This window comes from Ferrovibrio sp. (genome assembly GCF_025869515.1).
Taxonomy (GTDB): Bacteria; Pseudomonadota; Alphaproteobacteria; order Ferrovibrionales; family Ferrovibrionaceae; genus Ferrovibrio.
Genome location: NZ_JAOZVR010000103.1, coordinates 1 through 23099, shown reverse-complemented (window position 1 = coordinate 23099; position 23099 = coordinate 1). Strand labels below are relative to the sequence as shown.

At 64.4% G+C, this 23099-nt stretch carries 24 protein-coding genes; 15 read left to right on the top strand and 9 right to left on the bottom strand.

Annotated features, from left to right (window positions below; translation table 11 throughout):
• The 13 genes from OJJ21_RS18040 (at position 1) to OJJ21_RS17980 (ending at position 13659) form a co-directional block, all read left to right on the top strand.
• Entirely contained in the window at positions 1 to 1182 is a 1182-nt protein-coding gene (locus tag OJJ21_RS18040; protein WP_297688387.1) for an acyl-CoA dehydrogenase family protein, read from the top strand.
• A complete protein-coding gene (locus tag OJJ21_RS18035; protein ID WP_297688385.1) occupies positions 1179 to 2660 on the top strand; it encodes an NADH:flavin oxidoreductase in 1482 nt (493 codons plus the stop codon). The genes OJJ21_RS18040 and OJJ21_RS18035 overlap by 4 nt, the downstream gene beginning before the upstream one ends.
• The gene (locus OJJ21_RS18030; protein WP_297688383.1) at positions 2647 to 4314 is read left to right on the top strand and encodes an AMP-binding protein; all 1668 of its coding nucleotides are present in this window, start codon (positions 2647 to 2649) and stop codon (positions 4312 to 4314) included. Before OJJ21_RS18035 ends, OJJ21_RS18030 begins: the two co-directional genes overlap by 14 nt.
• 443 nt (positions 4315 to 4757) lie before the next feature.
• Entirely contained in the window at positions 4758 to 5948 is a 1191-nt protein-coding gene (locus tag OJJ21_RS18025; protein ID WP_297688381.1) for an ABC transporter substrate-binding protein, read from the top strand.
• Between the two features lie 253 nt (positions 5949 to 6201).
• Entirely contained in the window at positions 6202 to 7398 is a 1197-nt protein-coding gene (locus OJJ21_RS18020; protein ID WP_297688379.1) for an ABC transporter substrate-binding protein, read from the top strand.
• 72 nt (positions 7399 to 7470) lie between these two features.
• Positions 7471 to 8391: a branched-chain amino acid ABC transporter permease gene (locus tag OJJ21_RS18015; RefSeq protein WP_297688377.1), complete on the top strand. Its 921-nt coding sequence runs from the start codon at positions 7471 to 7473 to the stop codon at positions 8389 to 8391.
• Positions 8392 to 8405: 14 nt separating this feature from the next.
• A complete protein-coding gene (locus OJJ21_RS18010) occupies positions 8406 to 9527 on the top strand; it encodes a branched-chain amino acid ABC transporter permease (RefSeq protein WP_297688375.1) in 1122 nt (373 codons plus the stop codon).
• Positions 9520 to 10305 carry an ABC transporter ATP-binding protein gene (locus OJJ21_RS18005; RefSeq protein WP_297688373.1) on the top strand — a complete coding sequence of 262 codons (786 nt, stop codon included), beginning with the start codon at positions 9520 to 9522 and terminating at the stop codon, positions 10303 to 10305. Before OJJ21_RS18010 ends, OJJ21_RS18005 begins: the two co-directional genes overlap by 8 nt.
• 14 nt (positions 10306 to 10319) lie before the next feature.
• Complete coding sequence (locus OJJ21_RS18000) at positions 10320 to 11021, top strand: ABC transporter ATP-binding protein (protein WP_366093291.1); 702 nt, start codon at positions 10320 to 10322, stop codon at positions 11019 to 11021.
• Positions 11022 to 11128: 107 nt separating this feature from the next.
• A complete protein-coding gene (locus OJJ21_RS17995; protein ID WP_297688369.1) occupies positions 11129 to 12187 on the top strand; it encodes a GGDEF domain-containing protein in 1059 nt (352 codons plus the stop codon).
• 40 nt (positions 12188 to 12227) lie between these two features.
• A complete protein-coding gene (locus tag OJJ21_RS17990; protein WP_297688368.1) occupies positions 12228 to 13019 on the top strand; it encodes an enoyl-CoA hydratase-related protein in 792 nt (263 codons plus the stop codon).
• Complete coding sequence (gene paaI, locus OJJ21_RS17985) at positions 13016 to 13450, top strand: hydroxyphenylacetyl-CoA thioesterase PaaI (protein WP_297688366.1); 435 nt, start codon at positions 13016 to 13018, stop codon at positions 13448 to 13450. The genes OJJ21_RS17990 and paaI overlap by 4 nt, the downstream gene beginning before the upstream one ends.
• Before the next feature lie 5 nt (positions 13451 to 13455).
• Positions 13456 to 13659 carry a DUF2783 domain-containing protein gene (locus OJJ21_RS17980; RefSeq protein WP_297688364.1) on the top strand — a complete coding sequence of 68 codons (204 nt, stop codon included), beginning with the start codon at positions 13456 to 13458 and terminating at the stop codon, positions 13657 to 13659.
• 19 nt (positions 13660 to 13678) lie between these two features.
• Here OJJ21_RS17980 and OJJ21_RS17975 read toward each other — a convergent pair whose 3' ends face one another.
• Positions 13679 to 14065, bottom strand: a complete 387-nt coding sequence (locus OJJ21_RS17975) for a TfoX/Sxy family protein (RefSeq protein ID WP_297688362.1) — start codon at positions 14063 to 14065, stop codon at positions 13679 to 13681.
• A 237-nt stretch (positions 14066 to 14302) separates the two neighbouring features.
• The gene (locus OJJ21_RS17970) at positions 14303 to 15139 is read right to left on the bottom strand and encodes a ferredoxin--NADP reductase (RefSeq protein ID WP_297688360.1); all 837 of its coding nucleotides are present in this window, start codon (positions 15137 to 15139) and stop codon (positions 14303 to 14305) included.
• A 320-nt stretch (positions 15140 to 15459) separates the two neighbouring features.
• Between OJJ21_RS17970 and OJJ21_RS17965 the strand changes: the two genes are divergently transcribed.
• Positions 15460 to 15879, top strand: a complete 420-nt coding sequence (locus OJJ21_RS17965; protein ID WP_297688358.1) for a PaaI family thioesterase — start codon at positions 15460 to 15462, stop codon at positions 15877 to 15879.
• Between the two features lie 210 nt (positions 15880 to 16089).
• On the opposite strand, the gene OJJ21_RS17960 is transcribed toward OJJ21_RS17965, so the two are convergent.
• From OJJ21_RS17960 to OJJ21_RS17945, 4 genes are all read right to left on the bottom strand, one after another.
• Positions 16090 to 16806 carry a ribonuclease activity regulator RraA gene (locus OJJ21_RS17960; RefSeq protein ID WP_297688356.1) on the bottom strand — a complete coding sequence of 239 codons (717 nt, stop codon included), beginning with the start codon at positions 16804 to 16806 and terminating at the stop codon, positions 16090 to 16092.
• 25 nt (positions 16807 to 16831) lie between these two features.
• Positions 16832 to 17776 (bottom strand): SMP-30/gluconolactonase/LRE family protein, encoded by a 945-nt coding sequence (locus tag OJJ21_RS17955; protein ID WP_297688355.1) that lies wholly within the window; start codon positions 17774 to 17776, stop codon positions 16832 to 16834.
• Positions 17776 to 19515 carry an L-arabinonate dehydratase gene (gene araD / locus OJJ21_RS17950; RefSeq protein ID WP_297688353.1) on the bottom strand — a complete coding sequence of 580 codons (1740 nt, stop codon included), beginning with the start codon at positions 19513 to 19515 and terminating at the stop codon, positions 17776 to 17778. Before araD ends, OJJ21_RS17955 begins: the two co-directional genes overlap by 1 nt.
• 61 nt (positions 19516 to 19576) lie before the next feature.
• Positions 19577 to 20569 (bottom strand): tripartite tricarboxylate transporter substrate binding protein, encoded by a 993-nt coding sequence (locus tag OJJ21_RS17945; RefSeq protein WP_297688351.1) that lies wholly within the window; start codon positions 20567 to 20569, stop codon positions 19577 to 19579.
• An 87-nt stretch (positions 20570 to 20656) separates the two neighbouring features.
• Between OJJ21_RS17945 and OJJ21_RS17940 the strand changes: the two genes are divergently transcribed.
• The gene (locus OJJ21_RS17940; protein ID WP_297688349.1) at positions 20657 to 21361 is read left to right on the top strand and encodes a GntR family transcriptional regulator; all 705 of its coding nucleotides are present in this window, start codon (positions 20657 to 20659) and stop codon (positions 21359 to 21361) included.
• On the opposite strand, the gene OJJ21_RS17935 is transcribed toward OJJ21_RS17940, so the two are convergent.
• The 3 genes from OJJ21_RS17935 to OJJ21_RS17925 form a co-directional block, all read right to left on the bottom strand.
• Positions 21358 to 22101, bottom strand: a complete 744-nt coding sequence (locus OJJ21_RS17935; protein ID WP_297688347.1) for a sulfite exporter TauE/SafE family protein — start codon at positions 22099 to 22101, stop codon at positions 21358 to 21360. The two genes, OJJ21_RS17940 and OJJ21_RS17935, sit on opposite strands and share 4 nt — an antisense overlap.
• Before the next feature lie 21 nt (positions 22102 to 22122).
• Positions 22123 to 22449, bottom strand: coding sequence for a ferredoxin family 2Fe-2S iron-sulfur cluster binding protein (locus tag OJJ21_RS17930; protein WP_297688346.1), 327 nt, complete (start codon positions 22447 to 22449; stop codon positions 22123 to 22125).
• Positions 22450 to 22519: 70 nt separating this feature from the next.
• On the bottom strand, positions 22520 to 22915 hold the full coding sequence (locus OJJ21_RS17925) for a group III truncated hemoglobin (RefSeq protein ID WP_297688344.1): 396 nt from the start codon (positions 22913 to 22915) through the stop codon (positions 22520 to 22522).
• Between the last annotated feature and the right edge of the window lie 184 nt (positions 22916 to 23099).

Genomic DNA, 23099 nt, shown 5'->3' with positions numbered 1-23099 from the left:
ATGGCCGACAAAAGCTACCTCACCTGGCCGTTTTTCGAGGATCGCCATCGCGCCCTGGCCGCCGAGCTGCAGGCCTGGGCGAAGAAACACGCCGGGCATCACGACGAGAGCGCCGATATCGACAATGTCTGCCGCGGCTTTGTCGCACGTCTGGGGGCCGCCGGTTTCCTGCGCCTCACCGTGCCGAAGGATGGCGGCGGTACGTATGACCGGCTGGAAGTGCGCAGCCTCGCACTGGCACGCGAAATCCTCGCCTACCATCACGGGCTGGCCGATTTCTCCTTCGTGATGCAGGGACTGGGCTCCGGCCCGATCAGCCTGTTCGGCACGCCGGAACAGAAAAAACGCTGGCTGCCCGGCGTCGCCGAGGGCACGCGCATCGCAGCCCTTGCCATGTCGGAACCTGATGCCGGTTCCGATGTCGCCGCCGTCAGCACTGTGGCCACGCCCGATGGTCAGGGGTATCGCCTGAATGGCGTGAAGACCTGGATTTCCAACGGCGGCATTGCCGACCAGTATACCGTCGTCGCCCGCCTCGGCGATGCACCGGGCGCCAAGGGTCTCGCCATCTTCGTGGTCGAGGCCGGTACGCCGGGTTTCAGCGTGACCGAACGTATCGACGTGATCGCGCCGCATCCGCTCGGCCGGCTCGAATTCAAGGACTGCATCATCCCGGCCGGCAACCTGATCGGCAAGCCGGGCGAAGGCTTCAAGATCGCCATGAGCAATCTCGATGTCTTCCGCTCCACCGTCGGCGCGGCGGCACTCGGTTTCGCAAGGCGTGCGCTGGATGAAGCGCTGAAGCGTGTGCAGGAGCGCAAGGTGTTTGACCAGAAGCTGGCGGATTACCAGCTCACCCAGGCCAAGATCGCCGACATGGCAACCGAGATCGATGCCTCGGCGCTGCTGATCTACCGCGCGGCCTGGACCAAGGACATGGGCGCCGCCCGCGTCACCCGCGAAGCCTCGATGGCCAAGATGTATGCCACCGAGGCGGCGCAGCGCGTGATCGACGCCGCCGTGCAGCTTTGGGGCGGCCTGGGCGTCACCCGCGGCGTCATGGTGGAGAGCCTGTATCGCGAAGTGCGGGCACTGCGCATCTACGAAGGCACCACCGAAATCAACAAGCTGGTGATCGCCGGTCAGACCTATGCCGCTTTTGCGGGCGAGGCCCAGCCATGAATATCCTCGAACCGCTCAGGCTGAATGGCGTGACCCTGCCGAACCGCATCGCGGTACCGGCGATGGTGACGCGGCTGTCGGGCGAGGACGGTTTCGTCAACCAGCCGATCATCGACCGCTACGTACGCTATGCCCAGGGCCATGTCGGACTCATCGTCGTCGAGGCGACGGCCGTGCACAGCAACAAGTCCGGGCCTTTGCTGCGGCTGTCGGACGACGAATTCATCCCCGGCCATCGCAACCTGGTCGACCAGGTGCACGGCACCTCTGACAGCAAGGTCGTACCGCAGATCATCCACTTCCTGAAAGTGGCGCGCTCGGGCTGGCGCCAGACCATCGATAGCCTGTCCGAGGCCGATATCGAGCGCATCATCGAGGAATTCGGCCAGGCCGCCGCCCGCGCGCGCAGCGCCGGCTACGATGGCGTCGAGCTGCATTCGGCCCATGCCTATACGCTGTCCTCCTTCCTGTCGCGCCGCAATCCGCGCCGCGACGACTATGACGGCCGCACCCTGGAAGGCCGGCTCGCCATGTTCGGCCGCGTGATGGCCAGCGTGCGCAAGCATGTGGGCCATGACTGGACCGTGGGCGTGCGCTTCCTCGCCGAAGAGGCGATCAAGGAAGGCTATACCGTCGAGGAGGCCAAGCTGATCGCCCTGCGCATGGCGCAGCTCGGCGTCGACTACATCTCGCTCTCGGTCGGCGGCAAGTTCGAGGACGCGGTACATCGCGAAGGCCAGCCGCTCTATCCTTACACCGGCTATTCCGGCGACCGCTGCATGCCGGGCGACTGGTATCCGCCGCTGCCGCATGTGCATCTCGCCGCCACGGTGAAGCAATATATCAATGCCAAGGGCTTCACCGTGCCGGTGATCTCGGTCGGCAAGATCAGTGCCCCTGCAGATGCGGAATCGCTGCTGCAGAACGGTCAGGCCGACATGATCGGCATGGCGCGCCAGCTGCTGGCCGATCCCGACTGGGTGAAGAAGGTGGAGCAGCAGCGCGGCGACCAGATCGTGCGCTGCATCTACTGCAACGTCTGCAAGCAGCTCGACGAGAATTTCAAGGAAGTCACCTGCTTCCTGTGGCCCAAGGGCCTGGTGCAGGCGCCGGCCGATGCCACCGACGGCGCCGCGCCACGCTGGCCCGAGGGCGGCGCACAGCTGGCCGCGACCGTCGAAAAGGGTCAGGTCAAACTGAGCTGGAAAAAGGCCGAAGCAGGTGCCGCGCCGATCGCCGGCTACAATGTCTATCGCGCCGAGGATGACGGCGCCGCACGCGTCACCGAAGCGGTGAAGTCGACCAAGCACAGCGACAAGGTCGTGCTCGGCGGCCTGCGCTACACCTATTACGTCCGCGGCCACGATGCCGCCGGCCGTGCAACGCCGCCGTCAGATGCGGTGCGTATCGACCTCCCCGTCCCGATCGCCGAACCCGCTGTTCCTGCTGCCTCCGAGGTTCGTCATGTCCCGCATTGAAACCCACGCCCCCGTCCATCGGTTCGAGCCTTCGGCTCACCTCGACAGCTTCGCCCGCGACCATCTGCCGCCACAGGACCAGTGGCCGGTCATGCTGTGGGACACGCTGCCCGAGCTGAAGGCCTATCCGAAGCGCATGAACTGCGCCCGCGAACTGCTCGACAGGCAGGCCGCGATCCACGGCGACCGCCCGGTGATCTACTACAACGACGAAGTCTGGACCTATACCCGGCTGCTGGAGGCCGCCAACCGCATCGCCCATGTGCTGGTGGAGGATTACGGCGTAAAGCCTGGCAACCGCGTGCTGCTGCGCTCGCCCAACAATCCGATGTATGTCGCCTGCTGGTTCGCGGTGATGAAGGTGGGCGCCATCGCGGTCGCCACCATGCCGCTGTATCGCTGGCGTGAACTCACCTTCATGACCGAGAAAGCCGAGATCGAACTCGCCATCTGCGACTGGCGCCTGCGCGACGAGATGGAAACCACCCTCAAGGAGTCGAAGCATCTCAAGCGCGTCTGCTATTTCTACAGTGAAGGCGTGGCGGACTCGCTGGAAGCCCGCATGACGACCAAGCCGGCCCAGTTCGAGACGCTGGACACCGCCTGGGACGACGTCTGCCTGATCGCCTTCACCTCGGGCACCACCGGGCCCGCGAAAGGCTGCATGCATTTCCATCGCGACGTGATGGCGATCTGCGACACCTTCAACCGCTATGTGCTGCGGCCCACGAAAGACGATATCTTCACCGGCAGCCCACCGCTCGCCTTCACCTTCGGACTAGGTGCGCTGGTCACCTTCCCCATGCATGTCGGCGCCAGCACCGTGCTGGTCGAGCAGTACAATCCGCAGAAGATGCTGGAGACGATCCAGGCCAGAAAGGTCTCGGTCCTGTTCACCGCACCGACCGCCTATCGCGCCATGACCGACATGGCGAAGAATTACGATCTCTCCTCGCTGAAGAAAGGCGTGTCGGCCGGCGAGACGCTGCCGCTGGCGACCTGGCAGGGCTGGCACGATGCCACCGGCGTCAAGCTGATCGACGGGCTGGGCGGTACCGAGATCCTGCATATCTTCATCACCTCGGAAGGCGACGGCATCCGCCCGGGCGCCACCGGCAAGCCGATCCCGGGCTATGAGGCCGGCATCTTCGACAAGGACGGCAAGCCGGTGCCGCCCGGCACGGTCGGCCGCCTCGCCATCCGCGGCCCGGTCGGCTGCCGCTATCTCGACAACCCGGAACGCCAGAAGGCCTATGTGCAGAACGGCTGGAACTTCACCGGCGACGCCTATCTCTGCGACGAGGACGGCTATTACTGGTACCAGGCGCGTGCCGACGACATGATCGTCTCCGCCGGCTACAATATCTCCGGCCCCGAAGTGGAATCCGTGCTGCTGCTGCATCCGCTGGTGCAGGACTGCGCCGTGGTCGGCGCGCCCGACGGCGAGCGCGGCCAGGTGGTGAAGGCCTATGTGGTGCTGCGCGACAAGGCCAAAGCCGCACCGGAAACCACCAAGCTGCTGCAGGATTTCGTCAAGGCCGAGATCGCCCCCTACAAATATCCGCGCCAGGTCGAGTTCATCGACGCGCTGCCGCGCACCGAAAGCGGCAAGGTGCAGCGCTTCATGCTGCGCAAGAAGGCGGCGGAAGGCTGAAAGGCATCGCCGGCATGACGGCGCAAATGTGCAAGCTTCGCTCCGCCGGGTCCATTGGCTGCCGTGGCGGAAAGATTAAGGTAGCCAAGGGACTAACCTGGACTGGAACTTGCGCCGGCATCCGCTTTGACATGCATAATAATGCTTGCGAGGCAGGCAACCGGCATTATAGTACCTACTCGATAATAACGATGAGGAATGCCGCGAGACGGTTTCGTGCGATCGCCGAACAATCGCAAGACCTTCAACCGGCAGCATAATCCGGACATCCGCCCGTCAGCCGCCGCCGGTGGCAAAGGTCGTTTGGACGTGTCATGCAAGCGTGGAGTACAGTGCGTGTACGGGGGCATGCGCCGCCATCCTTCGCAGGCGGCAGGGGCCATAACAGTAACAAGCGACGGGCCGGATCAGACCGGCACCGTGCAGGGAGAGGAGACCCATCCATGAAAGTTTCGACGTTGCTCAGCCTGACCAGCGCGCTCGCGCTCGCGGCAGTGCCCTTCGTGGCACAGCCCGCGGCCGCCCAGGCCAACAAGAAGATCAAGATCGGCTTCGTCACCACCCTGTCGGGCCCGAATGCGGCCTACGGTGTCGACATGAAGAACAGCGTCGAGCTGGCGCTGGAGCATATGGGCCGCAAGATGGGCGGCATCCCGGTCGAGGTCGTCTATGAGGACGACGAGCAGAAGCCGGAAGTCGGCAAGCAGAAGACCGACAAGCTGCTGCAGCGCGACAAGGTCGACTTCGTCGCCGGTTACATCTGGTCGAATGTGCTGCTGGCCTCCTACAAGCCGGTGGTCGACAGCAAGACCTTCCTGATCAGCGCCAATGCCGGCCCGTCGCCGCTGGCCGGCGAGCAGTGCAATCCGTATTTCTTCGCCGCCTCCTGGGCCAACGAGCAGAACCCGATGGGCGTCGGCGAGCTGCTGAACCAGAAGGGCGTGAAGAAGCTCTACATCGTGGCGCCGAACTATGCCGCCGGCCAGGACATGGCCAACGGTGTGAAGGCCACCTTCAAGGGTCAGGTGGTCGGCCAGGACATGACCAAATGGCCGGACCAGCTCGACTTCTCGGCCGAGATTTCCAAGATCCGCGCCGCCAAGCCCGATGCGGTCTACGTCTTCTACCCGAGCCGCTGGGGCGTGCAGTTCTACACCCAGTACAGCCAGTCGGGCCTGAAGAAGGACATTCCGCTCTATTCCGTGTTCACCATCGATGCGGTGACGCTGAAGCTGCAGAAAGACCTGGCGCTCGATACCTATTTCGGCCTGTTCTGGGCGCCCGATCTGCCCTACGCCACCAACCAGAAGTTCGTCACCGACTACAAGAAGAAGCACAAGGACACGCCGACCTTCTACGGCGCGCAGTCCTATGATGCGATGAATCTGATCGCTTCGGCGGTGGCCGGCACCAAGGGCAACCTCAAGGACAAGGACGCCGTCCGCAAGGCGCTCGAGGCCGCGAAGTTCGACTCCGTGCGCGGTCCGTTCAAGTTCAACACCAATCACTTCCCGATTCATGCGATCTACCAGCAGGAAGTCTACAAGGTGTCGGACAGCGAATATGACATCCGCACCATCAGCAAGATCATCGACAACCTGCAGGATCCGAACGCACCGAAATGCAAGATGTGATCTCTGAGGTCTGACGGCCCGATCCGGGTGGGGCGCCGCGCAATGCCGGCGCCCCGCTTCGCATCGGCACCACGACAGGTCGGCATCAAGACAGAATTGTCTGCCGGACAAGACTGTTTGCCTCGCAGAGTATTTTATGTCTAAAGTATCTTTCGACGGGGGACTCCCACAGGGCATGCAGCACGGAAGCGGTGCGGCAGCGGCACATCGCAGGATGGGCCGGGCCATAGGCATGCCACTGAAGGAGACACGGATGACACGTTCCAGCTTCAAGACCACCCTTGCCATTCTGGCGGCGACCCTCGCCGCGCTGCCGCTGGCGGCCGCGCCGGCTGCCGCCCAGGCCGCCAAAAAAATCAGGATCGGCTTCGTCACCACCCTGTCGGGCCCGAATGCGGCCTACGGCCAGGATATGAAGAATGCCTTCGAGCTTGCCCTCGACCATATGGGCCGCAAGATGGGCGGCATCCCGGTGGAAGTCGTCTATGAGGACGACGAACAGAAGCCGGAAGTCGGCAAGCAGAAGACCGAGAAGCTGCTGCAGCGTGACAAGGTCGATTTCGTCGCCGGTTATATCTGGTCGAACGTGCTGCTGGCCTCCTACAAGCCTGCCATCGAGAACAAGACTTTCCTGATCAGCGCCAATGCCGGCCCGTCGCAGCTGGCTGGCGATCAGTGCAGCCCGTATTTCTTCGCCGCCTCCTGGCAGAACGACCAGAATCACATGGCGGTCGGCGAGTTGCTGAACCAGAAAGGCGCCAAGAAGCTGTATATGGTGGCGCCCAATTATGCCGCCGGCCAGGATGCCACGAATGGCGTGAAGGCGCTGTTCAAGGGCCAGGTGGTCGGCCAGGACATGACCAAGTGGCCGGACCAGCTCGACTTCTCGGCCGAGATTTCCAAGATCCGCGCCGCCAGGCCCGACGCGGTCTATGTCTTCTTCCCCTCGCGCTGGGGCGTGCAGTTCTACACGCAGTATAACCAGGCCGGCCTGAAGAAGGACATTCCGCTCTATTCCGCCTTCACCGTCGATGCCGTGACGCTGAAACTGCAGAAAGACCTGGCACTCGAAACCTATCTGACCATGACCTGGGGCACCGATCTGCCCTACGCCGCCAATCAGAAATTCGTCGGCGACTTCAGGAAGAAGCACAAGGACAATCCGACCTTCTACGGCGCGCAGAGCTACGATGCCGCCAACCTGATCGCCAGCGCGGTGACCGCCACCAGGGGCAACCTGAAGGACAAGGATGCCGTGCGTAAGGCTCTGGAGGCCGCGAAGTTCGACTCCGTGCGCGGTCCGTTCAAATTCGGCAACAACCATTTCCCGATCCAGAACGTCTACCAGCAGGAGGTCTACAAGACCGCCGACGGCGAATACGATCTGCGCACGGTCAGCACGGTGCTGACCGCGCATCAGGATCCGCATGCCGCCAAATGCAAGATGTGATGGACTGATCTGACCACTGCCGCACCCCGGTTCGCCGGGGTGCGGTCTTTACCTGACGAGTGCCCCGCGACCATGCTGCTGCTTCTTTTCGAGCAATTTCTCAACGGCCTGCAGATCGGCCTGCTGCTGTTCCTGCTGGCTGCCGGCCTGACGCTGGTTTTCGGCATCATGGACCTGGTCAATCTGGCGCATGGTTCGCTCTACATGATGGGCGCCTATTTCGCCGCGGTCTTCACGCAGTGGACCGGCAACTTCTTTCTCGGCGCGCTGCTGGCGCTGCCGGCCGGTGCCCTGCTCGGCATCATCGTCGAAGTGGTGGCGCTGCGCACCCTGTACACCCGCGACCATCTCGACCAGGTGCTGGCCACCTTCGGCCTGATCCTGTTCTTCAACGAATTCGCCCGCGTCGTCTTCGGCGCCGGCGGCATGGCGATCGAGCTGCCGTCCTGGCTGGAAGGCCAGGTCGAGATCATGCCCGGTCTGCCCTACCCGTCCTTCCGTTTCCTCATCATCGTGGTAGGCCTGGGTTGCGCCGGCTTCCTCTATCTGCTGGTGCAGAAGACCCGGCTCGGCATGCTGATCCGCGCCGGCGCCTCCAACCGCGAGATGGTCGGCGCGCTCGGCATCGACATCAAGCTGCTGTTCACCCTGGTCTTCGGCCTCGGTTCGGCGCTGGCGGCGCTGGCCGGCCTGATGAGCGGCCCGATCACCACCGTGCAGATCGGCATGGGCGACAACATCCTGATCCTGGCCCTGGTGGTGATCGTGATCGGCGGCATCGGTTCGATCCGCGGCGCCTTCATCGCCGCCGTCGCCATCGGCGTCATCGACACCATGGGCCGCGCCTTTCTGCCCAACATGCTGGGCAGTTTCCTCAATCCCTCGGATGCCGGCACCCTCGCCCAGGCCCTGTCTTCCATGCTGATTTACATCCTGATGGCCGCCGTGCTGGTGCTGCGTCCCGCCGGGCTGTTCCCCGCGCCCGGTCGCTGAGGAGCCGATAGTCGATGCCTGCCCTCATGCACAAGCCCGTCACCACGATGATCGCCGTCGCCCTGCTCGGCCTGCTGGCGCTGGTGCCAATTGCCGCCGAAGCCTTCGACGATCCCTTCATGCTCACGCTGTTCACCCGCATCGTGATCATGGCGATCGCCGCCGTCAGCCTGAACCTGATCCTGGGCTATGGCGGCATGGTCAGCTTCGGTCATGCCGCCTATATCGGTATCGGCGGCTATACCGTCGGCATCCTGGCGCATCACGGCGTGCATGCCGCCTGGATCCAGTGGCCGCTCGCCCTGCTGATGTCGGGCCTCACCGCCCTGCTGATCGGCCTGCTGTCGCTGCGCACCAAGGGCATCTTCTTCATCATGATCACGCTGGCGCTGGCCCAGCTGGTCTACTATCTCGGCAATGGCGCCTATGCCTATGGCGGCGACGATGGGCTCACCATCCTGAAGCGCTCGGATTTCGGCGGCCTGATCGATCTCAACCATCGCCCCACGCTCTACTATCTGTGCTGGGCGGTTCTCGTCGCGGCGCTGTATCTCTGCTACCGCACGGTCAATTCGCGCTTCGGCATGGTGCTGCAGGGCGCCAAGTCGAATGACCGCCGCATGGCTACCATCGGCTTCCCGGTCTTCCGGTATCGCCTCACCGCTTTCGTGATCGCCGGCATGGTCTGCGGTCTGGCCGGCGTGCTGTCCGCGGCTTTCACCGATTTCATCAGCCCGGCGATGATGCACTGGAGCCGCTCGGGCGATCTGATCGTCATGGTCGTGCTCGGCGGCATGGGCAGCCTGTTCGGCCCGCTGTTCGGCACCGTCGCCTTCCTGTTGCTGGAGGAAATCCTGTCCAGCTGGACCGAATACTGGAAGATCGTGTTCGGCCCGATCCTGGTGCTGGTGGTGATCTTTGCCCGCGGCGGCATCGATGGCGCGCTGATGCGCGGCCAGGCCAATATCCTGATGGCGGGCTGCGCCGGTTTCTTCCTGCTCTACGGCGTGCACAGCGCCTATGAGAGCGACTGGCTGATCCCCACCGCGATCCTGGCCGCCGCCTTCGCGCTGGTCTGGCTGGCGAAGTGGCTGGCCGACCGGCGCGCGTCTGCGAAGGAGGCCGGCCATGTCTGATCCCGCGCTGCAGGTTCCGGTCTTAAAGGTAGATGGCCTGATCAAGCGCTTCGGCGGCCTGACCGCCACCGACAATCTTTCGCTCGATATCCGCGCCGGCGAGATTCATGCGGTGATCGGCCCCAACGGCGCCGGCAAGACCACGATGATCGGCCAGCTGATCGGCGAACTGCGTCCCGATGCCGGCACGATCCATTTCATGGGCCGCGACATCACCGCGATGCCGGTGCACCTGCGCTCGGCCATCGGCATCGCCCGCTCGTTCCAGATCACCTCGATCTTCCCGAATTTCTCCGCGCTCGATAACGTCGCTCTGGCCGTGCAGGCGCATGACGGCCATTCCTTCCGCTTCTGGGCCGATGCCCGCAAGGACCTGGGTCTGCGCGAGCCGGCCATGGCGGCGCTGGAACAGGTCGGCCTCAGCCATCGCGCCGGCGTGACCGCCAGCGCGCTGAGCCACGGCGAGCATCGCCAGCTCGAGATCGCCATGGCGCTGGCCACCAAGCCGAAACTGCTGCTGCTGGATGAACCGATGGCCGGCATGGGGCCGGAGGATTCCGCCCGCATGGTCACCATGCTGCGCGGCATCAAGGGCAGCGTCACCATCCTGCTGATCGAACACGATATGGACGCCGTCTTCGCCCTGGCCGACCGCATCACCGTGCTGGTCTACGGCCATGGCATCGCCACCGGCACGCCCGACGACATCCGCCGCAACGAGCAGGTCCGCCAGGCCTATCTCGGCGACGAAACCCCCAGTCTGCAGGGGGCGGAGTGACTGCAATGACCGATCTGCTCACCGTCGAAGGTATCGACACGTTTTACGGCCGCAGCCAGGTGCTGTTCGGCATGTCGCTCAGCATCCGCGCCGGCGAAGTGGTCACGCTGATGGGCCGCAACGGCATGGGCAAGACCACCACGATCCGCTCGATCATGGGCCTGACTCCGGCGTCGCGCGGCCGCATCGGCTTCCGCGATGCCGATATCCGCGGCCTGCCCTCCTACCGCGTCGCCAAGATCGGCGTCGGCCTGGTGCCCGAGGGGCGTCAGATTTTCCCCAACCTGTCGGTGAAAGAAAACCTGATCGCCACTGCCGCCAATCGCAATGGCGCCAGCCAGCCCTGGACCTACGAGCGGGTGATCGAACTCTTCCCGCGCCTGGCCGAGCGGTCGGGCAACATGGGCAACCAGCTGTCGGGCGGCGAACAGCAGATGCTGGCCGTCGGCCGCGCCCTGATGACCAACCCGCATCTGCTGATCCTGGATGAGGCAACCGAAGGCCTGGCGCCCTTGATTCGCTTGGAAATCTGGCAATGCCTGGAGCGATTGAAGCAGGCCGGCCAGGCCATCCTGGTTGTGGATAAGAATGTCGGGGCACTCACCAAGCTGGCCGACCGGCATTACGTGATCGAGAAGGGTCGCGTGGTCTGGCAGGGCAATTCGGCCGAATTGCAGGCCGCGCCCGACATCCAGCACCGCTATCTCGGCATCTGAGCAATTTCATAGGCAAACCCGTGGACAGGGCGCGGCCAGCGCAGCAAAGTAGGCACCGCGCGGGCCTGTGATCGGGGGAGAACGGCCGGCGCCGAGGGGAGCGCGGCGTGTATCACGACGACCTGCATCAGGCAGCGGAATACGCCCATGCGGCGGTAGCCAGCATGACGCGGTTCTCGATTCCGCCGACCCCGATCAATTTCACCATCTGGTACGAATACCATGCCGGTCGCGACCCGGCGCTGAGCCGCGCCATTGATGCCCTGCTCGCCGCCGGCACATCCTTCACGCCCGACACCACGCTGCAGCTCTACGAGGAATTCCTCAACCCGGCGCGCATGCTGCGCGCCTCGCGCGAGACCACCGAGAAGCTGCAGGAAGCGATGGACGAGCTGCGCAACTTCGTCGGCGCCGCCGAGGAAGACACCCGCACCTACGGCGACAAGCTGGAGGATTTCTCCGACCGGCTCGACAAGCACGGCAACGGTCCCGCCTTCGGCTCGCTGGTCGGCGCCATGCTGCAGGAAACCCGTTCCATGCAGGAGCGCAACCAGTCGCTGGAGGAACGGCTCGCCGAGACCACGGCGGAAGTCGCGCAGCTGCGCGAGCATTTCGAGCAGGCGCGCCGCGAATCTCTGTCGGACTCGCTCACCGGGCTGGCCAACCGCAAGAATTTCGAGCAGACCCTGACGCTGTTCGCCAAGGCGGCGCAGGACAGCGGCGAGCCGCTGGCGCTGATGCTGCTCGACATCGACCATTTCAAGCTGTTCAACGACCGCCACGGCCACCAGACCGGCGATACCGTGCTGCAGCTGGTGGCCCGCACGCTGAGCGACAATGTGAAGGGTCAGGATCTGGCCGCCCGCTACGGCGGCGAGGAATTCGCCCTGCTGCTGCCGCGCACCCGGGCCGACCAGGCCGTGAAGCTGGGCGACAACATCCGCGCGCTGATCGCCACCCGCAAACTGGTCAAGCGCGCGTCCGGCGAACCGCTCGGCCGCATCACGGTGTCGGCCGGCGTGGCCGAATACCGCATCGGTGAGGCACTCAGCAGCTTCGTGCAGCGGGCCGACGGCGCGCTTTACGGCGCCAAACGCGAAGGCCGCAACCGCGTGGTTGCCGCAACGGAAGCCCTTACCTTTACGGAGACGGTTCTCCGCTCCTGACAAATCGGCTAGCGTTCTTCCATAAACGGGAGAGAAACGCATGGCCTGGAACACCCTGATCGTCGACAAGCGCGACGGCATCGCCACCGTCACCCTGAACCGCCCCGAGCGGCTCAATGCGCTCAGCCTCGAACTGATGAGCGAACTGCTCAAGGCGCTGGAAGACATCGACCAGGATGCGTCGATCCGCTGCCTGCTGATCACGGGCGCTGGCCGTGGCTTCTGCTCCGGTGCCGATCTCGCCTCGGGCGATCTGAGCGCCGATGGTGGCATGCCAGATCTCGGCAAGGCGCTGCACGACCGCTACCACCCGGTGATCCGCAAGCTCGCCGCCTTCCGCATGCCGGTGGTCTGCGCGGTGAACGGCCCGGCCGCAGGCGCCGGCATGAGCCTCGCGCTGTGCGGCGATATCGTCATCGCGGCAAAATCCGCCACCTTCCTGCAGGCCTTCGGCAATCTCGGCCTGGTGCCCGATGCCGGCAGCACCTTCTTCCTGCCGCGCCTGGCCGGCACGGCGCGGGCCCTCGGCCTCACCATGCTGGCCGAGAAGCTGCCGGCCGAAACCGCGGCCGAGTGGGGCCTGATCTGGCAATGCGTCGAGGATACCGAGCTGATGCCCGCTGCCATGAAAGTGGCGACCAAGTTTGCCAACGGGCCGACTGTCGGTCTGGCGCAGATTCGAAAACTGATCCGCCAGTCCGCCACCAACGGGCTGGATGCGCAGCTTGAAGCCGAACGCGAATCCCAGGTGATCGCCGGCCGCACCCGCGACTTCATCGAGGGCGTCTCGGCCTTCCTGCAGAAACGCCCGGCGAAGTTCAGCGGCAAATGACCCCGCAGCAGATTGCAGAAACCGTCGGGAAGCTGGTCGCCGAACGAGACATGGCCGGACGCAGGCTCGGCGTGCAGCTTGTCTCGGTGACCCCGGGCGGCTGCGTGCTGCGCATGACCGTGCAGCCCGACATGGTCAACAGCGGCGGCACCTGCCATGGCGGCGTGATGTTCACGCTGGCCGATTCCGCCTTCGGCTATGCCTGCAACAGCTTCAACCGTGTTGCCGTGGCGCAGCAATGCGACATCACCTATCTCAAGCCGGTCGCCGTCGGCACGGTGCTGACCGCCACCGCCGAACTGCGCGAGACGGCGGGCCGCAGCAGCGTTTACGACATGACGGTGCGCGATGAGGCCGGCAATACGGTGGCGCTGTTCCGCGGCCTGTCGCGCGAGATCGGCGGCGAGATCATTCCTGGCCTCGGAGGCTGACGAACATGAGCAAGCTGATCACCGAGCCTAATCTTGCCGATGGCGACGCGACCTATGCCGCGCTGGTGAAAATGACCGAAGGCATGGACGACGCCGCCGCGATGAAGGCGATGGCCAAACTGGTGCTGCTGCTCGCCAACCATATCGGCGACCAGGACGTGCTCAACGAGGCGATGGCGATTGTGCGCGGCCGGCCTGCCGCCGCGTGAATCCTGCCGAGGCCGCAGCTTACCGATGCCGCCGCGCGGCGCCCAGCGTGATGCGGCGAGAGGGCGGCGGCACGGCGGCCTTCTGCGCCCGGGCGACATCCAGTGCGGTCCTGGCCCAGGCCAGCGCCTGCTCGGCATCGTCGATCAGGTCGGGCGGCAGCTTCCAGTAGCTCATCGCCACCGGCTTGCCCTTGCCATCATAGACAAACGGGCCGCAGCCGCGCGCCTCGAAGGCTTTTTTGCTGTCGGCATCGGCTTTCAGGTAGACGGTGTCATCCGCGATCAGGCCGAACATCAGGCCTTTGCAATAGACCCCGGCGCCGCCGAACATCGGACGCAGGCTGACGCCGCCCAGCGGGGCGAACAGCTCCTGTATGAAAGCGGTGAAATCGCGACTCGCGGTCATGGCGGGGAAAGATAGCCAAGCCGGTGGCGGCGGCCAAGCGCGCTCTGCGTCCTGCGACAAAAAATGCATACGCCCTCTTCCCTCACCCTCGGGCCCAGGAAAGTCTCTTGGCCGAGGGTCCATCCGCCGGTTCTGTCAGGTCAGACCCCAGCCGAGAGGGAAATGGATGCCCGGCACAAGGCCGGGCATGACGATATGGAAAGATGGCAGCCACCCACGCGCCGGAGCTGGCTGCCCTTACTGCTCCACAAACGCCTTTTCGATCACATACTGGCCGGCGCCGGTGGTGGAGCCTTCCTGCCAGTTCAGGCCTTCCAGCATCTCGCGCATTTCGGCCAGCATGGCCGGGCTGCCGCACAGCATGATGCGGTCGGTTTCCTTGTTCAGCGGCGGCAGGCCCAGATCGCTGAACAGCTTGCCCGAGCGGATCAGGTCGGTGACGCGGCCCTCGTTGCGGAAGGCCTCGCGGGTCACCGTCGGGTAATAGACCAGCTTGTCCTTCACCATCTCGCCGAAGAACTCGTTTTCCGGCAGTTCGCGGGTGATGAAATCCGCATAGGCCAGCTCGCCCACGGTGCGCACGCCATGCACCAGCACGATCTTCTCGAACCGCTCATAGGCATCCGGGTCCTTGATGACCGACATGAAGGGTGCGAGGCCGGTGCCGGTGGACAGCAGGTACAGCGTCCTGGCCGGCGTCAGGTTGTCCTGCAGCAGCGTGCCGGTCGCCTTCTTGCCCACGATGATGCGGTCGCCCACCTTCAGGTGCTGCAGGCGCGAGGTCAGCGGGCCGTCCGGCACCTTGATCGACAGGAATTCGAGGAACTCCTCGTAATTCGAGCTGACCATCGAATAGGCGCGCAGCAGCGGCTTGTTGTCGACGATCAGCCCGATCATGGCGAACTGGCCATTGATGAAGCGGAAACTCGGCTCGCGCGTCGTGCGGAAGGTGAACAGCGTGTCGGTCCAGTGATGCACGTAGGTCACCGTCTCCTCGCGCAGATTGCCGCCCGGCTTGAGCAGCGGATGCGACGGAGCGGGAGAAACGACAGCAGCGGCGGCGGAGGATGTCATGGGCTCAGGAATCCGATTTCTGTCTCGGGGCAGCGCGGCAGTACAGCAGGGCTGGCTGGAACTCACGTCCTAAATCATATGTGTACATATAATACGATCCCGGCCGGCTGAACAGCCGATATTTCGCATTCCCCACTCAAAATCAAGGTTTATAAACTATACACAAGGAAAAAGTGTTTAAATGCTGCCGCCACGCCAGCGAGCAACGCCAGATGCTTTAAATATAAAATAATTTTAGAGGCGCGCAAGCCCGTTTTCAGCGGCGTACCTGACATCCGTTGTCAGGCTCACCTACTAGGCTGGGGCCAAAAGGAGCCACCATGACCGCGACCGCCCTCGACCGCATCCCGATGCCACCCTCTGCCCGCCTGCTCGGCTGGCGGATGCTCGATCACGATGCCGCGCGCAGCTGGGTGCGGATCGGCTTTCAGGGCAAGCCGGACTTCTGCAATCCGGCCGGCTTCATCCAGGGCGGATTGCTGACCGCCATGCTGGACGACACGATGGGTCCGGCGGTGTGGATCGCCACCGACGGCGCCTGGTTCACCGCCTCCATCGATATCGCGGTCAGTTTCCTCAATCCGGCCAGGCCCGGACCGCTGATCGCGGAAGCAACCGTGATCCAGCGCGGCAGGACCATCGCCTTCCTGGAGGCGCAATTATGGGACGAGTCTGGCACGCTGATCTGCCGCGCGACATCGACGGCGCGGATGGTCGCCGCGCAGCAAGCGCTGAAGTAACACTGGCTGCCTTACTCAACATCGTCACCCTCGGCCTTGTGCCGAGGGTCCATCCCAACCCTCCACGCATCGGTCGGTGCATACTGGCTTGGGCAGATGGATCCTCGGCCATCGCGCTTTGCGCGAAGATATATGTATGGCGGCAAAGCCGCCGGGCCCGAGGATGACGGTTTATGGATTGGCGAATTCTCTGCATACTAACGCTGCCCTTCACCGCCCCTTCTGCTTGCGCCAGGCTTCGAAATCCACCTTGGTCTGCGGATCGGTGGCGGGATACAGCCCTTTGATCGAACGGCCGGCCAGCACCTGTTCGGTGACGAAATCCTCGAATGCCGTCATCTCGACGGCTTCAGTGGCGATCTCGTCGGCGATGCCGGCCGGAATCACCATCACGCCATCGGCATCGCCCACGATCACATCGCCGGGAAACACCGGCGCATCGCCGCAGCCGATCGGCACGTTGATGTCGATGGCCTGGTGCAACGTGAGATTGGTCGGCGCCGAGGGCCGGCTGTGAAAGGCCGGAATCTTCATCTGCGCGATCTCAGCCGAGTCGCGGAAACCGCCATCGGTGACCACGCCGGCCACACCGCGCACCATCAGCCGCGAAATCAGGATCGAGCCGGCCGAGGCGGCGCGCGCATCCTTGCGGCTGTCCATCACCAGCACGGCGCCTTCCGGGCAGATTTCCACCGCCTTGCGCTGCGGATGCTCGGGATTCTGGAACACCGTGATCGGGTTGAGGTCCTCGCGCGCCGGCATGTAGCGCAGCGTGAAAGCCTCACCCACCATGGTCGGCAGCGTGGGATTGAGCGGCGTCACATCCTGGATGAACTGGTTGCGCAGGCCGCGCTTGTACAGCGCGGTGGCCAGCGTGGCGGTGCTGACGGTCTTCAGCTTGTCGCGGGTTTCTGCCTTGAGAGTCACGTCGAAAAATCCTTCTCGCAAAAAATCAGGACAGCGTTGCGCCCTGGGTGTCGACATACAGCGCATAGAGCGACTGGCTCGAGGCCATGAACAGGCGGTTGCGCATCTCGCCGCCGAAGCACAGATTGGCACAGCGTTCCGGCAGCGCGATGCGGCCGATGGCCCTGCCATCGGGATTGAACACCATCACGCCATCCAGCGCGTCGCTGCCCATGCCCCAGCCGCACCACAGGTTGCCGGCCGTATCGCAGCGCAGGCCATCCGAGGTGCCGGCGCCGCAATCGATCAGCATCGTCTTGTTGGCGAGCGCCTTGCCGTCCTTCACCACGTCATAGGCATGGATCAGGCGGTTGGGCGCGGCCAGCGATTCCACGATATAGAGCCGGCTTTCATCGGGCGAGAAACACAGCCCGTTCGGCCCCAGCAGGCCCTCGGCCACCACAGTCAGGTCGCCGGTGGCGGGAACCAGACGATAGACATGCTGCGGCAGTTCGGAGGTCGACTTGCGGCTTTCATAGTTGCTGTTGACGCCGAAGATCGGATCGGTGAACCACACCGTGCCGTCCGATTTCACCACCACATCGTTCGGCGAGTTGAAGCGTTTGCCCTCGAAACGGTCGGCCAGCACGGTGATGCTGCCGTCGTATTCGGTGCGCGTCACCCGGCGCGTTTCGTGTTCACAGGTGATCAGCCGGCCCTGGCGGTCGCGCGTGTTGCCGTTGGCATAATGCGATGGCTTGCGGAACACGCTGACCGCGCCGGTCTGTTCGTCCCAGCGCAGCATCTGGTTGTTCGGAATATCGCTCCAGATCAGGCAGCGCTGGTCACCGAACCACACCGGCCCCTCGGCCCAGCGAAAGCCGGTGGCGAGTCTTTCCACCGCAGCGGTGCGCAGGCGCAGCTTCAGGAAACTGTCGTCCAGCACCTGCACGGCCGGATCGGGATAGCGCGAGGTCGGAAGCGTCCACATCAGAAGATATCCGGTTCGCGCACGGGTGCGCCGAACCCGGTTTCCAGGAAATCGAAATCGCAGCCCTGGTCGGCCTGCTTGATATGTTTGCTGAACATCCAGCCATAGCCGCGCTCGTAGCGCACCTCGGGCTGCGTCCAGGCGGCCTTGCGTTTCGCCAGTTCGGCCTCGGGCACATCGAGGGTAATCGTGCGCTTGTCGACGTCCAAAGAAATGACATCTCCATTGCGCACCAGCGCCAGCGGCCCGCCGATATAGGATTCCGGCGCCACATGCAGGATGCAGGCGCCGTAGCTGGTGCCGCTCATGCGCGCATCCGACAGGCGCACCATGTCGCGCACCCCCTGCTTCACCAGCTTCTTCGGGATCGGCAGCATGCCCCATTCCGGCATGCCCGGTCCGCCGAGCGGGCCCGCGTTGCGCAGGATCAGCACATGGTCGGCAGTCACATCCAGGTTTTCGTCGTCCACCGCCTTCTTCATCGACGGATAATCGTCGAACACCAGCGCCGGGCCGGAATGTTTGAGGAAGCGCGGCTCGCAGGCGCTTGGCTTGATCACACAGCCATCCGGCGCCAGGTTGCCCTTCAGCACTGCCAGTGCACCCTCGGCATAGATGGCCGTCTCGGTGCTGCGGATGACGTCGTCGTTATGCACCTGGGCATGGGCGATATTCTCGCCCAGCGTCTTGCCGCTGACGGTGACCGCATCCAGATGCAGATGCGGCTTGATCCGCGTCATCAGTGCCGGCAGGCCGCCGGCATAGAAGAAGTCTTCCATCAGGTAGGCGTCGCCCGACGGCCGGATATTGGCGATCACCGGTACTTTACGTGACGCCGTCTCGAAATCATCCAGTGAGATGTCCTGTCCGGCGCGGCGTGCCATGGCAATGAGATGAATAATCGCATTCGTCGAGCAGCCCATCGCCATGGCAACGGCAATGGCATTCTCATAGGCCTTGCGGGTCTGGATCGCGGTGGGCGTGAGGTCTTCCCACACCATCTCGACGATGCGGCGACCGCATTCGCTGCTCATGCGGATATGGTTGGCATCGGCGGCCGGGATGGAGGAGGCACCCGGCAGGGTCATGCCGATGGCCTCGGTGATCGCCATCATCGTGGCCGCCGTGCCCATGGTCATGCAGGTGCCGTAGCTGCGCGCGATGCCGGCCTCGATGTCGTTCCATTCCTGGTTCGAGATGTTGCCGGCGCGGCGTTCGTCCCAGAATTTCCAGGCATCCGAACCCGAGCCGAGAATCTTGCCCTTCCAGTTGCCGCGCAGCATAGGACCGGCCGGCAGGTAGATCATCGGCAGGCCGGCACTGGTGGCGCCCATCAGCAGGCCCGGGGTGGATTTGTCGCAGCCGCCCATCAGCACCACGCCATCGACCGGATGGCTGCGGATCAGTTCCTCGGTCTCCATCGCCAGCAGGTTGCGATAGAGCATGGTGGTCGGCTTGACGAAGCTTTCGGAGACCGAGATCGCCGGCAGCTCGATCGGCAGGCCGCCGGCCTGCAGCACGCCGCGCTTCACGTCTTCGACGCGATGCTTGAAATGCGCGTGGCAGGGATTGATGTCGGACCAGGTGTTGACGATGGCGATCAGCGGCTTGCCGGTCCATTCGGTGGCGGCATAGCCCATCTGCATGATGCGCGAGCGATGGCCGAAGCTGCGCAGGTCGTCAGGGGCAAACCAGCGGGCGGAGCGCAACTGGTCTGGGGTTTTCTTCTTGCTGGCCATGGTCTCGACTCTTGTAAAAAGCAGACGGGGCGGACATCGCTGCCCGCCCCGGGAGGATAGCTTATTCCGGCTTGATTTTGCCGACCTCGATCACGGTTTTCCAGCGCGCAATCTCGGCCTTGAGGAAGGCCTCGAAATCCTTGCTGCTGTTGGCCACCACGTCGAAACCGATATCGTTGAACTTCGCCGTCATCTCCGGCGACTTCAGGCCGGCGATCGTGTCCTTTTCCAGCCGGGCGCGGATATCGGCCGGCAGGCCCTTGGGCGCCGCGGCCGCCTGCCAGGAATAGACCTCCACATCCTTGACGCCGGCTTCCGCCATGGTCGGCACGTTCGGCAGCGCAGCATTGCGCTTGTCGGCGGTGACGGCCAGCGCCTTCAGCTTGCCGCCGCGCACATGGTTGGCGATGGCACCGAGATTCTGGAACGACACATTGGCATGGCCGCCGATCAGATCGCCGATGGCCGGCCCGCCGCCCTTGTAAGGCACATGGACGCCGACCGTGCCGGTCTTCTGCATGAACAGCGCGGCCGTCAGATGGTCCGACGAGCCGGTGCCCGAGGAGGCGAACGACACCTTGTCCGGGTTCTTTTTCAGATAGTCGACCAACTCGGCCACCGTATTGGCCGGGAAGCCGGGATGCGCCACCAGCACGTTGGGGGTGCGCACGGCCACCGTGAGCAGGTCGAAATCCTTCAGCGGATCGTATTTCAGGTCCGGGAACAGCGCCGGATTGATGGCGAAGACGCCGATCGAACCGACCAGGATGGTGTAGCCGTCGGGCGCTGCCTGCTTGAGCAGCGTGGCGCCCAGCGAGCCGTTGGCGCCGGCGCGGTTGTCGATCACCACGGTCTTGCCGAGGCTGTCGGTCAGTCTGGCGGCGACGTTGCGCGCGGTGATGTCCGAGGCGCCGCCGGCCGGGAACGGCACGATCATCGTGACATTGCGCTCGGGGTAAGGGGCGGCATTGGGCGAGCTGAAAGCGGCTGCCGTGGCCAAAAGGCCAAGCAGGGTGGCGCTGGCCAGGCGCCGGAAGCGGGTCTTCGCGGTCATGGTTTCCTCCAGTGGTTCTTCTTATGACCGGGATTAAAGCACTAATGCATTAGTGCGTCAAACCGCAGGCCGTGCTATAAAGACCTCATGACCGTGACCGTCAGCCGCCTCGCCCTTACCCCGCCGCGCGACCGCTCGCGTCTGGCCGCGCCGCAGGTTTTCGAGCATCTGCGCGAGAAGATCATCGCCCTGGAGCTGGTGCCCGGCACTGTGCTGTCGCGCCAGGAACTGCAGCTGCAGTTCGGCCTCAGCTCGACACCGATCCGCGATGCGCTGATCCGCCTGGCCGAAGAATCGCTGGTCGAGATCTTTCCGCAGCATGCCACGCGGGTCAGCCCGATCGATCTGACCCTGACGCGACAGGCACATTTCCTGCGCCGCTCGATCGAGACGGAAGCCGTGCAGTTGCTGACACAGCAGCGCAACCCGGACCTGATCGCCGGCCTGCGCAATATCCTGAAGCTGCAGCTTGCGCTGGCCGAGGCCGGCGACCTCGCCCGCTTCAACGATGCCGACCAGGCCTTCCATCGCCAGATGTACGAGGCCGCCGGCGTGCCCGATCTGTGGACGCTGGTGCGGCGCCACAGCGGCCATATCGACCGCCTGCGCCGGCTGTATCTGCCGATCGAGGGCCGGCCGAAGCAGATCGTCGGCGACCATACGGCGATTGTCGATGCCATCGACTCCGGCGACCCGGAGCATGCGCGCGCCGCCCTGCGTCACCATCTGTCGCGGTCGCTGACCGACAGCGCGGCGATCCGGGCGAAGTACCCGGCCTGGTTCCGCGACTAGAGAATTTTCGGCAGCGCCGCCGCCAGCATCGCCAGCCCCGACACGGTGAGCAGGCCGAGCACGATGCGGCGGAACGCCACCTCGCTGATGCCGATATAGAGCTTTGCCCCCAGCAGCGTCGGGATCAGCATGGCCGGCAGCACGATGGCCAGCATCGGCAAAGTGGCGGTGGTGATCACGCCGGTGCCGATATAGGTGGCGAGCGTGACGCCCAACATGCCGAGATTGAAATTCTGGATCACCGCGCGCTGCGCCTCCTTGGGCATGCCGCGCAGGGTGCACCACAGCGTCGGGATCGCACCCGAGACGCCACCGATGCCGCCGAGCACGCCGCCGATGAAGCCCGCCGCGCCATCGGCAAATCGTCCGCCGCCGGCGACTTTCGGCAGCCGGTGGCCCAGCAGCATGACCGGGCAGATCACGACGAGCAGCGCGCCGAAGGCCAGCTTGAACAGCGTCACATCCAGCAGCGGCAGGATGCCGACGCCGACCGGAATGCCGGCCAGGCCGCCGATCACGAAGGGCAGCAGCAGTTTGAGATCGAAACCGCGCCGCACCGTGAGCGCCGCCAGCAGCTGGCCGCTGAAGCCGCCGAACACCGCCATGGCGGCGACCAGTTGCGGGTCGACCCACCAGGCCCAGACCGCCGTGGCGACCATGGCGAAGGCGAAGCCGGACAGGCCCTGGACGAAACCGGCCAGCGCCGCCCCGAGGGCGACGACGAGAAACAGGGGATCCACGGACGGACTGCCTGGGCCGACTTACATCATGTTCCGGGTGGCGGCCGGCAGGCTGACCACCAGACCGTCGAGCGCGTCGGACATGATCAGCTGGCAGCCGAGCCGCGAGGTCTTGGTCAGGCCGAAGGCGAGGTCGAGCATGTCTTCCTCGTCGGGCTTGGCCGGGGTGAGCTTGCCGTACCAGTCGGGATCGATGATGACATGGCAGGTCGAGCAGGCCAGCGAGCCCTCGCAGGCCCCCTCGATGTCGACGCCGTGCTTATGGGCAATCTCCAGCACCGACAGGCCGATGGGCGCATCGACCTCGACGCGCTTGCCGTCCGGCTGGATGAAGGTCATTTTCGGCATCGGACAGGGACTCCAAATCAAGGGGCGCGGTGGATATATCGCCCCCCCTGCCAGACCGCAACCCGGCCGGTCAGCCCACCCCGGCAGCCGCCGCCGACCGGCGGCCGAATTCGCGCAGCCGCTCGTCGATGAAGCCGGCGACCGACATCGCCCGCTCGTAGCCGGCCGGCGACAGGGTCTCGCGGGCGCTCTGCTCGAACAGCGCCATCCAGCGGTCGAAATGCGCCGGCGCCATCCGCAGGTGGGTATGGGCGCCCATGACGCAGCCGCGGTAGCGGTCGGTGCCCAGCAGGGCGCGCGACCAGAAGGCGCCGACGGTGACCAGATGCTCCTGCCAGTCCGGGATGGTGGCGGCGAAAAACGGACCCAGCAAAGGGTCGGCATGGGCGCGGCCGTAAAAGGTTTCGACCAGGGCCTCGACCATCTTTTCGGTCACCGGCTCCGGCGTGATTGTTGCCTCGGACATGTCCCTCTCCTGTCGGCTTGACGGAGAGAAACTAGCTGCGCCCGCTCGGGGCTGCCTTGCGCAGGATCAACATTGCCCCGCATTGGGCCCCGCCTTGGCGCTTTCGGAATAATGACATTAAGTGAGTTGAAATAAATATTTAGAATCAAATATTTATATAAATAAATTAATCACACATATCACT

What these genes read in the sequence shown, in the direction of transcription:
- OJJ21_RS18020 (WP_297688379.1), top strand. Translation starts at nt 6,202, where the DNA reads ATGACACGTTCCAGCTTCAAGACCACCCTTGCCATTCTGGCGGCGACC.
- OJJ21_RS18015 (WP_297688377.1), top strand. Translation starts at nt 7,471, where the DNA reads ATGCTGCTGCTTCTTTTCGAGCAATTTCTCAACGGCCTGCAGATCGGC.
- OJJ21_RS17930 (WP_297688346.1), bottom strand. Translation starts at nt 22,449, where the DNA reads ATGCCGAAAATGACCTTCATCCAGCCGGACGGCAAGCGCGTCGAGGTC.
- OJJ21_RS17970 (WP_297688360.1), bottom strand. Translation starts at nt 15,139, where the DNA reads ATGACATCCTCCGCCGCCGCTGCTGTCGTTTCTCCCGCTCCGTCGCAT.
- OJJ21_RS18005 (WP_297688373.1), top strand. Translation starts at nt 9,520, where the DNA reads ATGTCTGATCCCGCGCTGCAGGTTCCGGTCTTAAAGGTAGATGGCCTG.
- araD (WP_297688353.1), bottom strand. Translation starts at nt 19,515, where the DNA reads ATGGCCAGCAAGAAGAAAACCCCAGACCAGTTGCGCTCCGCCCGCTGG.
- OJJ21_RS18025 (WP_297688381.1), top strand. Translation starts at nt 4,758, where the DNA reads ATGAAAGTTTCGACGTTGCTCAGCCTGACCAGCGCGCTCGCGCTCGCG.
- OJJ21_RS17955 (WP_297688355.1), bottom strand. Translation starts at nt 17,776, where the DNA reads ATGTGGACGCTTCCGACCTCGCGCTATCCCGATCCGGCCGTGCAGGTG.
- OJJ21_RS17940 (WP_297688349.1), top strand. Translation starts at nt 20,657, where the DNA reads ATGACCGTGACCGTCAGCCGCCTCGCCCTTACCCCGCCGCGCGACCGC.
- OJJ21_RS18040 (WP_297688387.1), top strand. Translation starts at nt 1, where the DNA reads ATGGCCGACAAAAGCTACCTCACCTGGCCGTTTTTCGAGGATCGCCAT.
- OJJ21_RS18035 (WP_297688385.1), top strand. Translation starts at nt 1,179, where the DNA reads ATGAATATCCTCGAACCGCTCAGGCTGAATGGCGTGACCCTGCCGAAC.
- OJJ21_RS18030 (WP_297688383.1), top strand. Translation starts at nt 2,647, where the DNA reads ATGTCCCGCATTGAAACCCACGCCCCCGTCCATCGGTTCGAGCCTTCG.
- OJJ21_RS17975 (WP_297688362.1), bottom strand. Translation starts at nt 14,065, where the DNA reads ATGACCGCGAGTCGCGATTTCACCGCTTTCATACAGGAGCTGTTCGCC.
- OJJ21_RS17990 (WP_297688368.1), top strand. Translation starts at nt 12,228, where the DNA reads ATGGCCTGGAACACCCTGATCGTCGACAAGCGCGACGGCATCGCCACC.
- OJJ21_RS17980 (WP_297688364.1), top strand. Translation starts at nt 13,456, where the DNA reads ATGAGCAAGCTGATCACCGAGCCTAATCTTGCCGATGGCGACGCGACC.
- OJJ21_RS18010 (WP_297688375.1), top strand. Translation starts at nt 8,406, where the DNA reads ATGCCTGCCCTCATGCACAAGCCCGTCACCACGATGATCGCCGTCGCC.
- paaI (WP_297688366.1), top strand. Translation starts at nt 13,016, where the DNA reads ATGACCCCGCAGCAGATTGCAGAAACCGTCGGGAAGCTGGTCGCCGAA.
- OJJ21_RS17925 (WP_297688344.1), bottom strand. Translation starts at nt 22,915, where the DNA reads ATGTCCGAGGCAACAATCACGCCGGAGCCGGTGACCGAAAAGATGGTC.
- OJJ21_RS17945 (WP_297688351.1), bottom strand. Translation starts at nt 20,569, where the DNA reads ATGACCGCGAAGACCCGCTTCCGGCGCCTGGCCAGCGCCACCCTGCTT.
- OJJ21_RS17965 (WP_297688358.1), top strand. Translation starts at nt 15,460, where the DNA reads ATGACCGCGACCGCCCTCGACCGCATCCCGATGCCACCCTCTGCCCGC.